General features: G+C 40.8%; 9 protein-coding genes. 3 read left to right on the plus strand and 6 right to left on the minus strand.

Annotated elements, in window-relative coordinates; genetic code table 11:
- Positions 1-16: 16 nt before the first annotated feature.
- Positions 17-1,672 carry a DNA repair protein RecN gene (gene recN, locus ACYZZR_RS06470; protein WP_461533181.1) on the minus strand — a complete coding sequence of 552 codons (1,656 nt, stop codon included), beginning with the start codon at positions 1,670-1,672 and terminating at the stop codon, positions 17-19.
- Between the two features lie 184 nt (positions 1,673-1,856).
- A complete protein-coding gene (locus tag ACYZZR_RS06475; protein ID WP_461533182.1) occupies positions 1,857-3,023 on the minus strand; it encodes a proline dehydrogenase family protein in 1,167 nt (388 codons plus the stop codon).
- 268 nt (positions 3,024-3,291) lie between these two features.
- Here ACYZZR_RS06475 and ACYZZR_RS06480 point away from each other — a divergent pair, with 268 nt between their 5' ends.
- Positions 3,292-3,678: a LysM peptidoglycan-binding domain-containing protein gene (locus ACYZZR_RS06480; protein WP_461533183.1), complete on the plus strand. Its 387-nt coding sequence runs from the start codon at positions 3,292-3,294 to the stop codon at positions 3,676-3,678.
- A gap of 97 nt (positions 3,679-3,775) precedes the next feature.
- On the opposite strand, the gene cmk is transcribed toward ACYZZR_RS06480, so the two are convergent.
- From cmk to ACYZZR_RS06500, 4 genes are all read right to left on the minus strand, one after another.
- On the minus strand, positions 3,776-4,471 hold the full coding sequence (cmk, locus tag ACYZZR_RS06485) for a (d)CMP kinase (RefSeq protein ID WP_461533184.1): 696 nt from the start codon (positions 4,469-4,471) through the stop codon (positions 3,776-3,778).
- Between the two features lie 36 nt (positions 4,472-4,507).
- The gene (locus ACYZZR_RS06490) at positions 4,508-5,767 is read right to left on the minus strand and encodes an aminotransferase class I/II-fold pyridoxal phosphate-dependent enzyme (protein ID WP_461533185.1); all 1,260 of its coding nucleotides are present in this window, start codon (positions 5,765-5,767) and stop codon (positions 4,508-4,510) included.
- A 167-nt stretch (positions 5,768-5,934) separates the two neighbouring features.
- Positions 5,935-6,987: a PLP-dependent cysteine synthase family protein gene (locus ACYZZR_RS06495; protein ID WP_461533186.1), complete on the minus strand. Its 1,053-nt coding sequence runs from the start codon at positions 6,985-6,987 to the stop codon at positions 5,935-5,937.
- A gap of 72 nt (positions 6,988-7,059) precedes the next feature.
- Positions 7,060-9,192 carry a S9 family peptidase gene (locus ACYZZR_RS06500; protein ID WP_461533187.1) on the minus strand — a complete coding sequence of 711 codons (2,133 nt, stop codon included), beginning with the start codon at positions 9,190-9,192 and terminating at the stop codon, positions 7,060-7,062.
- Positions 9,193-9,273: 81 nt separating this feature from the next.
- On the opposite strand from ACYZZR_RS06500, the gene ACYZZR_RS06505 reads away from it, so the two are divergent.
- Together ACYZZR_RS06505 and ACYZZR_RS06510 are read left to right on the plus strand one after the other, a co-directional pair.
- A complete protein-coding gene (locus ACYZZR_RS06505; RefSeq protein WP_461533188.1) occupies positions 9,274-9,597 on the plus strand; it encodes a YbaB/EbfC family nucleoid-associated protein in 324 nt (107 codons plus the stop codon).
- A gap of 208 nt (positions 9,598-9,805) precedes the next feature.
- Positions 9,806-10,126 carry a YegP family protein gene (locus tag ACYZZR_RS06510; RefSeq protein WP_461533189.1) on the plus strand — a complete coding sequence of 107 codons (321 nt, stop codon included), beginning with the start codon at positions 9,806-9,808 and terminating at the stop codon, positions 10,124-10,126.
- The last annotated feature ends 169 nt before the right edge of the window (positions 10,127-10,295 follow it).

Below are 10,295 nucleotides of genomic sequence, written 5' to 3' on the forward strand. Positions count from 1 at the left end.
CCAAACCGCTACATTGTTACAATAATAACAATTCTCTGGCATGTGACAGGGCCGATTCAGAAATATTTTTACCACTCATCATTTCTGCGATCTCTCTCACCCGTCCTTCTCCTTCCAATTCTCTGATTTCCGTCGATGTGGTTTTACCCGATTCTTCCTTGTATATCTTAAAGTGTCGCTCTCCCTTTACTGCAATCTGCGGAAGGTGGGTAATGGCAAAAACCTGCATTCGCCCTCCCATCTGTTTCATAATATCTCCCATTTTGTCGGCAACTTCTCCCGACACTCCGGTATCAATTTCGTCGAACATAATGGTGGGTAGCATTTCATAGCCGGATAAAATTGCTTTTATAGAAAGCATTATCCTCGAAAGCTCTCCGCCTGAAGCTACTTTTTTTAAGGTACCGTAGTGGCCTCCCTTATTGGCAGAAAACAAAAACTGTAATTCGTCTCTTCCATTAGCAAAAAAAGAAGTAGTAGGAACAATTTCAATTTGGAAAGTAGCGTTGGGCATCCCTAGTTTTTTCAACGACTCTTCGAGAGATTTTTTAAGCTCCGGCGCTGCCTTTTTTCGATTTTGACTAATGCTGTCAGCTGCTTTTCCCAAAGCTTCTTCCTGTTTGAGCACCTGCAACTGTTTGTCTTTGATTTGCTGTTCGATATTTTCGGTTACGGATACCTTTTCGGCCAGAGCTTCTCTGATCCCTATCAATTCTTCTATTTCGAGAACCCCGTGCTTTTTCTGTAAATCGTACAGAACTTGAAGCTTAGAACTCACTTCTTCCAACTGCACCGGATCAGCTTCAACAGTTTCATTTAGGTTCTGTATTTCGTTGAAGGTGTCGTCTAACTCTATAAATGCTGAATTGACTCTTTCGTAAAGCTCTTCAAATTTCTTTCCATACGCTCCCAGTTTGCCAAGAGTACTGCGCATATTGTTGAGGTGTACCAATATACCCGATTGTTCATCACTGAGCAATTGAGAGGAAAAGGCCAGTTTTTCTTTGATGTATTCTACATTGCTCAACTGCTCAAAATCGGCCTCCAACTCTTCTAGCATTCCCGATTGCAGTTTAGCCTCTTTGAGTTCTTGTAGTAAAAAAGCATTGTAATCCCGCTCCTTATCAGACTCTTTTTGAAAATCGATGAGTCTCTGCAACTCTTTTTTAGTTTGATAGTACGCTCCCAACTGCGCCGTATAACTATCGATAAGCTCCCGATTTCCCGCAAGGGCATCGATCACCTGAAACTGAAATTCATTACGCGTTAGCTCTAGTGTTTGGTGCTGTGAGTGTATATCTATAAGTTTCGGACTTAAAGCTGAAAGTATATCGAGCGTTACAGGGGTGTCGTTTACAAAGGCTCTCGACTTCCCTCCGGGAAGAATCTCTCGTCTGATAATAGTGTGAGCCTCATAGTCTAAATCGAATTCGGCAAATAAAGTCTGTAACTTGTAATCTGATACGACGAACTCCGCCTCAATAACGCACTTTTTCTCCCTGTCTTTAAGGCTGTTCAAATCGGCTCTCTTACCCAGTACGAGAGACAAGCCTCCCAAGAGAACAGACTTACCCGAACCGGTTTCACCGGTAATCACAGTAAGCCCCTTGCCAAAGCTGACTTTCAGATCGTCGATCAAAGCGTAATTCTTTATGGACAGTTCGCGTAACAATAGACTAATTTTTACAACGCATCAAATATACTAAGGCTAGTTGAAACTAATTCCAATTGACTGGAAAATTTAGCTTCCCTCCCTTTTCAGCTTGAAGTAGTTTTGCAAATGAACAACAAACCACAGCCTAAAGGGACAGCTAATCTAAATGTAAACACTCTGAAAATCAAAAGGGCTTAAAAAGCTAAATCTTTCTGCGTTCGCGTTCTTGTTTAAGCAAGGTTAACTCTCTACTGGTCTGTCCAGCCACAGAGGTATTTTCTTCAGCCCTTCGTATCAGATAAGGCATCACATCTTTAACCGGACCAAAAGGGAGATATTTTGCAACATTGTAACCTCGAGCCGCCAGGTTGTAGCTGATGTGATCGCTCATACCGTACAACTGTCCAAACCACACCCTAAAATCGCTTTTTTCAATCCCTTTTTCCTCCATCAGTTGAAGCAATCTATACGAACTCTCCTCATTGTGTGTTCCTGCAAATACGGCCAAGCGATCGAGGTGATTCATGACGTAGTCGAGAGCCTCGTTATAATTTTGATCAGTAGCCTCTTTGGTAGGGCAAATTGGCGTGGAGTATCCCATTTCAGCCGCCCTTTCATTTTCTTTTTCCATATAGGCACCGCGAACCAACTTCACTCCTACGTAAAAACCTTCTTCTTCCGCTTGTCTGTGCATTTTTTTTAAGAAATCCATACGGTCGTGACGGTACATTTGAAGCGTATTGTACACTATGGGTTTTTTCTTGTTGTATTTGCGCATCATATCGGTGACCAACTGATCTGCAGCATCCTGCATCCAGCTTTCCTCAGCGTCGATAAGCAGGGAAACATCGAGTTGATGAGCTTTACGACAGGCAGAGTCAAAACGATTGACTACCCTGTCCCATTCGTCTTTTTCTCTTATAGTGAGTTTCTTTCCCTCTCCAATTTTCTGAAATAAGGCAAACCTTCCAAAACCGGTAGGTTTAAACACCGCAAACGGAATGGCGTCCTTCTCTTTGACAAAATTCAATATATCGATAACTCTTCTATGCGACTCGTCTAATGGGTTTTCCTCATCCTTGCCCTCTACCGAATAATCGAGTACCGACGATACTCCCTTGTCGTACATTTTGTCGATAACAGGCATACAATCTTCTTCGTCTACCCCGCCACAAAAGTGATCGAAGACTGTAGAGCGTATTAAGCCCTCTACAGGCAAATGTGATTTTATGGCAAAATTGGCCACTGCCGTTCCTATTCGCACCAAAGGCTGATTGGCAATCAGCTTGAATAAAAAATAAGCCCTTTCCAGTTCGGCATCAGTTTTAAGGACAAAGGCAGTCTCGGTGTCTTCAAAAAATCGCTCCATTAACAATTCTCATTACAACTTAATAAATGTACTCAAATAAATTGCAACCGTCTTCTTGTCATTTCCCTCTATGCAGAACCCCTTCATTGTCAATGTCAAGAGAAGCAGACCAGTTTCAGAAAACGAAAATAGTCTGAATTGTTCAGAATAAAACAATAAATATCAAAAATTTTATTTTTTTATAACACTAAAATAAATTTCGGTTGGCTAACACCTCTTAAATTGCGTATATTTGAGATATATGTCAAACGATTAACTCTATAACTCTATGGATCTTAAAACAAAATATCAGGCTGCTATCGACTTGGGAAATGAATTAAAAATCAAGGAAGGAAGTATTTCAGTACAAGAAGATTTCCTTCAGCTAAAGGGAATAGCTAAGACGGAATACGAAAAAAATATGATTTTGGAAAAGATCAGGGAAGCTGGAGGAGAACAGCCAACAGATATCAAGGCAGATATAGGTGTAGCTGAACCAGACACTTCGGTATACCACAGGCATACTGTACAATCGGGTGAAAACCTTAGCAAAATAGCTCAGAAATATTACGGAAATGCCAATAAGTACAATGCTATATTTCAAGCAAATACAGATCAGCTAAAAAATCCCGACCTCATTCAGCCGGGGCAGGAATTGGTAATTCCAAAATTGTAATCGGTGAAAAACTATTTAAAAAACAGCACCTTCTTGCTTTTAATTTGCAAAAAGGTGCTGTTTTTTGTCATATATGAGAAGTTCCTCAAGCCTCAAACTACTTCTCCTGTTTGAGAAAGCGCATAGTGTGATTGTATATGCGTTCAAACTGTTCATCTTTTCCCATATCGGTATTGTCTAGCTCTATGGCATCTTCAGCCTTAACCAAAGGAGAATCTGTCCTGTTCGAATCGATATAATCTCTTTGCGAAACATTTTTAAGCACTTCTTCATAGGTTACCTGTTTGCCTTTGCCCAACAATTCCTTATACCTACGTGTGGCTCTTATTTCGGGAGTAGCTGTCATAAAAAGTTTTAGTTCAGCATCGGGAAACACTACAGTTCCTATATCTCTACCATCCATTACAATACCTCGATCTTCTCCCATCCTTCGCTGCTCTTCTACCAATTTCTTTCTCACTTCGGGAATGGCGGCTATATTACTCACTCTATTAGACACCTCCATACTTCTGATCTTATCTTCTACATTATTGCCATTGAGCAATGTTTCGGTGTCGTCACTTCCCCTCTTCTTCGCAAAACGAATACTAATCTTGTCTAAATTTTGCAATAAATTCTCTCTGTCTACCCCTTCAGAGGTAAACATATTGTTTTCAATCGCAAAAAGGGTCACAGCCCTGTACATGGCACCTGTATCTACATAAACATAGCCCAAGGCTTTAGCGAGCCGTTTGGCTATGGTACTCTTTCCGGTTGAAGAATAGCCATCTATGGCTATGATTATTTTTTTCATTGATACCCACTACTAAGACTGAAACAAACCTATTTACTACTCTCCCATTGCAGCTGCTACAGCAGCAGAAAGCCTTTTATAGGTACCGTTCTCCAAACGGTCGCGTATAGCGGAAAAGGCATCTAGGGTTTCATTGACATCCTCTAGAGTATGTGTAGCTGTAGGAATCATTCTGAGCAGGATAAGTCCTTTAGGTATTACCGGATATACTACTATAGAGCAGAATATACCGTAATTTTCTCTTAGGTCTTTTACAAGCGCCATGGCTTCCGGTATACTTCCGTTAAGGTACACAGGAGTAACACAAGTATTGGTAGTTCCTATATCAAAGCCTCTCTCTTTGAGTCCGTTTTGAAGGGCGTTTACATTTTCCCACAGTTTGCCTTTCAATTCGGGCATGGTACGGAGCATTTCTAAACGCTTTAAGGCTCCTTTTACAAACACCATAGGAAGAGATTTGGCAAACATTTGTGATCTTAGATTGTATTTCAAGTAGTCTATAATCTCCTTGTTTCCTGCGAGGAATGCCCCTATGCTCGCCATAGATTTGGCAAATGTGGCAAAGTACACATCTATATCATCCTGAACACCTTGTTCTTCTCCGGCTCCAGCTCCGGTAGCACCAAGGGTACCAAAACCATGAGCGTCGTCTACCAAAAGTCGGAATTTGTATTTTTTCTTAAGTGCGACGATTTCCTTGAGTTTTCCCTGCTCACCACGCATACCGAATACCCCTTCAGATATTACGAGTATACCTCCACCGGTTTGTTCAGCCATTTTAGTGGCCCTTTCCAGGTTTTTTTCAAGACTCTCAATATCGTTGTGCATAAAGGTAAAGCGTTTACCCATATGTAGTCTTACTCCGTCTATGATACAAGCGTGTGAGTCTACATCGTATACAATAATATCGTCTTTAGTCACCAAAGCATCTATGGCAGATACCATTCCCTGATATCCGAAATTCAACAGATATGCAGCTTCTTTTTTCACAAATGCTGCGAGCTCGTCTTGCAATTGTTCGTGTACATCGGTATGCCCACTCATCATCCTCGCCCCCATGGGGTAGGCACATCCGTGCTCTGCAGCGGCTTCGGCATCGGCCTTAAGTACTTCAGGGTGATTGGCAAGCCCGAGGTAATCGTTTATACTCCAGGTAATAACATCTTTACCATTAAACTTCATCCTATTGGATATGGCACCTTCCAACTTGGGAAATACAAAGTATCCCTCTGCCTGTGATGCCCATTTTCCCAGCGGTCCCTTATTCTCAATAATCCTTTCAAATAAATCCTTCATGTAGATCTCAATATTTAAGATAATTTTTTCTCAATACCAACAGGAGTCTATCCCGATGTGCAGCTAAATTAAGTAATTTAAGTATTCCTATGTAAAAAATACCAGGGAAGATATGAACCCATTTGTAAACAAACATAGGCTTGCAAACAGGTGTTATATCCCATTTCCTACTTTATATATTCAATTTTTTGAGCCTCCTCGATGTTTTTACTGTCAAAAAAGCCCTGTTCTCTCATCCATTCATCGCTGTATATCTTGCTCATATACCTAGAACCGTGATCGGGAAATACAACAACTACCCTACTGTTTTCATCGAATTCTCCTTCAGCTGCCAACTGCTTTACTGCTTGCATTGCAGCTCCGCTGGTATAGCCCACAAAAAGTCCTTCTGTCTTGGAAATTTCTCTTGCAGTATGGGCGCTTTCTTCATCGGAAACCTTTACAAAACGGTCTATCACATCAAAATCGGTAGCTGTGGGAATAAGGTTTTTCCCGAGACCTTCTATGCGATAAGGATAAATTTCTTTGGTATCAAATTCACCTGTCTCGTGATACTTTTTCAGTATAGAACCATAGGCATCCACCCCGATAATCTTTATCTCTCTACCTTGCTTATTTGCCTGCTCTCTGAGATAACGGGCGGTTCCGGAGATAGTTCCTCCCGTACCGCTACAGGCAATTAAGTGAGTTATACTCCCCCCTGTCTGTTCCCATATTTCAGGTCCTGTAGTCCTGTAGTGGGCATCCATATTCAGTTGGTTAAAATACTGATTGATATACACCGAACCTTTTATCTCTTGGTGCATACGTCTCGCCACCTGATAATACGAGCGAGGGTCGTCTGCACTAACATGAGCGGGACACACATAAACTTTTGCGCCCATAGATCGAAGCATATCTATCTTGTCTTGCGAAGATTTAGAACTGACCGCCAATATACAATCATATCCTTTTACGATACTCACCATGGCAATACTGAAACCAGTATTCCCGGAAGTGGTTTCTACTATGGTATCACCGGGTTTTAGAATGCCAGTTTTTTCAGCCTGTTCAATAATATAGAGCGCTATTCTGTCTTTTGTAGAGTGACCCGGATTAAAAGCTTCAACTTTTGCATAAAAGTCGCCTTTAAAGGTATTCGTTATGGAATTGAGTTTTATAATAGGAGTATTTCCAATCAGTTCCAGTACATTATTGTAAGCCTTAACCTTGTCTTTCATATAACTTGTATTTGGTTTCTAAACCGGTTTTTAAAAAACCAAAAACCGAGCAAATTTAGTTATTTTTTTTTACTACTGTTTTATTCCCTCCAAATCTAATAGAAAAGCATACTCTTCCGCAACTTCCTTCAAAGCGTCAAATCGCCCTGAGGCACCGCTGTGACCGGCTTCCATATTGGTGTGAAAAAGCAGTGTGTTATTATCTGTTTTGAGTTCGCGAAGTTTAGCAACCCATTTGGCGGGCTCCCAATACTGCACTTGCGAATCGTGATAGCCCGTGGTTACCAACATATTCGGATACTCCTGTGCCTTTACATTATCGTAGGGAGAATACGATTTTATATAATCGTAATACTCCTTGTTGTTGGGGTTGCCCCATTCGTCGTATTCTCCCGTTGTAAGTGGTATAGATTCGTCGAGCATAGTGGTTACCACATCTACAAAAGGCACAGCAGCAATCACGCCGTTATAGAGCTCGGGCGACATATTTACCACAGCTCCCATCAACAAGCCCCCTGCCGATCCGCCCATGGCGTACAAATGTTTCGGAGAAGTGTATTTTTCTGAGATAAGAAACTTAGAACAATCTATAAAATCTGTAAAAGTATTTTTCTTTCTGAGTAGTTTTCCATCTTCATACCAAGGTCTTCCGAGATATTCTCCTCCCCTGATATGCGCAATGGCATAAATAAATCCACGGTCGAGCAAGCTGAGCCTGGTAGTGGAAAAATACGGATCTATGGTAGCTCCGTACGAGCCGTATCCATACAGCAACAAAGGGTTCTTTCCGTCTTTTTTAATCCCTTTGCGATACACCAGCGATACAGGTACCTTTTTACCATCGGCTGCCTGAGCCCATATGCGCTCTGAGGTGTAGTTATCTTTGTCAAACTTTCCGCCCAATACTTCCTGCTCCTTTTTTACTTCCTGCTCCTTGGTTACCATATTGAAGTCTATGGTAGATAGCGGGGTGGTAAGTGCATTATAGCGATATCTCAAGATATCGGTATCAAATTCTATATTGGTAGAAGTATAGGCCGTATAAGTTTCGTTGTCGAAGGGGAGGTAATAGTCATCACTGCCATCCCAGCGCATCACTCTTATTTTGTTCAATCCTTCACTGCGTTCACTCACTACCAGAAAATCCTTAAATATATCTATGTCTTCGAGCAGTACTTCCTCCCTATGTGGCAACACTTCTTCCCAATGTTCTTTTCCCGTCTTAGATTCCGGAGTCTTCATGAGCTTGAAATTTGTAGCTCCATCGGCATTGGTCAGTATATAAAAAGAGTCCCCATAGTGAGAAATACCGTATTCCAGTCCTCTCACTCTCGGCTGAAAAATCTTGAAGTCACCACCAGGCGCATCTGCTTCTAGTATACTGAATTCCGACGTAAGTGTACTTTGCGATCCGGCAATGATATATTTTCTGGACTTGCTCTTATACACAAAAGCACTATAAGTATCATCATCTTCACTATACACCAATTCGTCCTGTTTTCCACTGCCCAACACATGGCGATACACCCTGTCGGAACGGAGGGTTTTCGGGTCTTTTGCAGTATAAAACAGTGTCTTATTGTCATTCCCCCAAGTGCTTCCACCTGTGGTATTGCTTATAGCTACAGGATAAATTTCTCCTGTTTCAAGATTTTTAATCTTAATGGTGTAAATTCTTCGGCTCACTGTATCTACCCCAAAGGCTGCCAATTTGTTGTCGGGACTGATATTGATGCCTCCAAGCTGAAAAAACGAATGTCCCTCGGCCATGGTATTGCAATCGAACAACACTTCTTCTTCGGCATCCATAGAGGCCTTTTTGCGAGTGTATACCGGATAGTCTTTTCCCTTTTCAAAACGAGTGATATACCAGTAGCCATTATAAAAATAAGGAACAGACTCATCGTCTTCTTTTATTCTGGACTTCATCTCTTCAAACAGCAATTCCCGGAATTCACGGGTATGGGCTGTCATCTTTTCGTTGTAGTCATTTTCCTTTTTGAGATAGTCGACAACCTCAGGACTGTCTCTTTCGTTCATCCAGAAATAGTCATCTATTCGAATATCTCCGTGTTTATCCAGAGAAGTAGGTTTTTTAATTGCTACGGGAGGTATAATATTTTCGGTCACTTCAGAAGTATTTTTATTTTTACATGCTGAGGCAAAAATAATACTTATAATAAGTGTGATACTTATTTTCTTCATAACGATTTTATAATATTTTTGATTTGGAAAGTTTTACAATTTAATAATTTTGCCCTTATTAATAACTAAAATAGGTGAATAATGTTTGGTGATATTACCGGAATGATGGGTAAACTCAAAGAGACCCAAAAGAGGATTGAAGATACTAAAAACCGATTGAACAATGTTTTAATAGACGAGAGTTCAAGTGATGGTTTACTTAAAATAACAATTACCGCCAATCGCGAAATCAAAGCTATAGACATCGATCCTTCACTTGTTGAAGACCGAGAACAGCTTGAAGACTACCTCATACTTACGCTCAACAAAGCGATTAAAAAAGCATCAGATGTGAATGAGGCCGAGTTGGCAGCGGTGGCCAAAGAAGGTATGCCCAATATTCCAGGAATGGATTTGTTTAAATAATTGTTATAATTTGGTTCTATGAGCTGAAAGGAACCGAGGTTTTGACTAGAATCGGTTTTGTACAGACATCATATACAGGAGTTTATTAAAATATGTAAACGGCAGCTTATACTTCTGATATGTCTTTGTTTATAGATTGTGTTAAGTCACTTCTTTTGTTTACATTTTTTTTCTATATTTACTAAAATAACCATAAAAAATATCGCCGATGTTTGAATTAAAAAAAACGGACAAGGGAGCATTTCACTTTACCTTAAAAGCAAAAAATGGTCAGGTTATCCTAAGCAGTGAAAACTACAGTAGCAAGAGCGCCGCTGAGAACGGAATTGCCTCCGTAAAAAAGAACGGTTCCGAGGATGCTCGTTACGAGCGCAAAACAGCCAAAAACGGAAAATTTTACTTTAATCTCAAAGCTACTAACGGCCAAATTATTGGTACTAGCCAGATGTACGCCTCCGAAGCTGGGATGGAAAACGGGATAGACTCCGTGAAAAACAATGCTCCGGATGCAGAAACCAAAGAGGTGTAACACTCCCACTCATCACTCCCTGCCTATCCTAGGCACTTTCAGAAGTAAGCTAATTTCCGAAAAAAACAGACAACAAACTCTGGTGATTTTATATGGATCACCGGAGTTTTTTCTTTTTTGAGGATACCTTAGGTGTTTTAGCCGGATTGTCGTACCAAAAAGACATAGG

This window comes from Sinomicrobium sp., from assembly GCA_029266035.1.
GTDB lineage: Bacteria > Bacteroidota > Bacteroidia > Flavobacteriales > Flavobacteriaceae > Sinomicrobium.

Bases quoted from the DNA above. Each gene is read 5' to 3' on its own strand.
- ACYZZR_RS06495 (WP_461533186.1), bottom strand. From the start codon at position 6,987: ATGAAAGACAAGGTTAAGGCTTACAATAATGTACTGGAACTGATTGGA.
- ACYZZR_RS06500 (WP_461533187.1), bottom strand. From the start codon at position 9,192: ATGAAGAAAATAAGTATCACACTTATTATAAGTATTATTTTTGCCTCA.
- cmk (WP_461533184.1), bottom strand. From the start codon at position 4,471: ATGAAAAAAATAATCATAGCCATAGATGGCTATTCTTCAACCGGAAAG.
- ACYZZR_RS06505 (WP_461533188.1), top strand. From the start codon at position 9,274: ATGTTTGGTGATATTACCGGAATGATGGGTAAACTCAAAGAGACCCAA.
- ACYZZR_RS06490 (WP_461533185.1), bottom strand. From the start codon at position 5,767: ATGAAGGATTTATTTGAAAGGATTATTGAGAATAAGGGACCGCTGGGA.
- ACYZZR_RS06510 (WP_461533189.1), top strand. From the start codon at position 9,806: ATGTTTGAATTAAAAAAAACGGACAAGGGAGCATTTCACTTTACCTTA.
- ACYZZR_RS06475 (WP_461533182.1), bottom strand. From the start codon at position 3,023: ATGGAGCGATTTTTTGAAGACACCGAGACTGCCTTTGTCCTTAAAACT.
- ACYZZR_RS06480 (WP_461533183.1), top strand. From the start codon at position 3,292: ATGGATCTTAAAACAAAATATCAGGCTGCTATCGACTTGGGAAATGAA.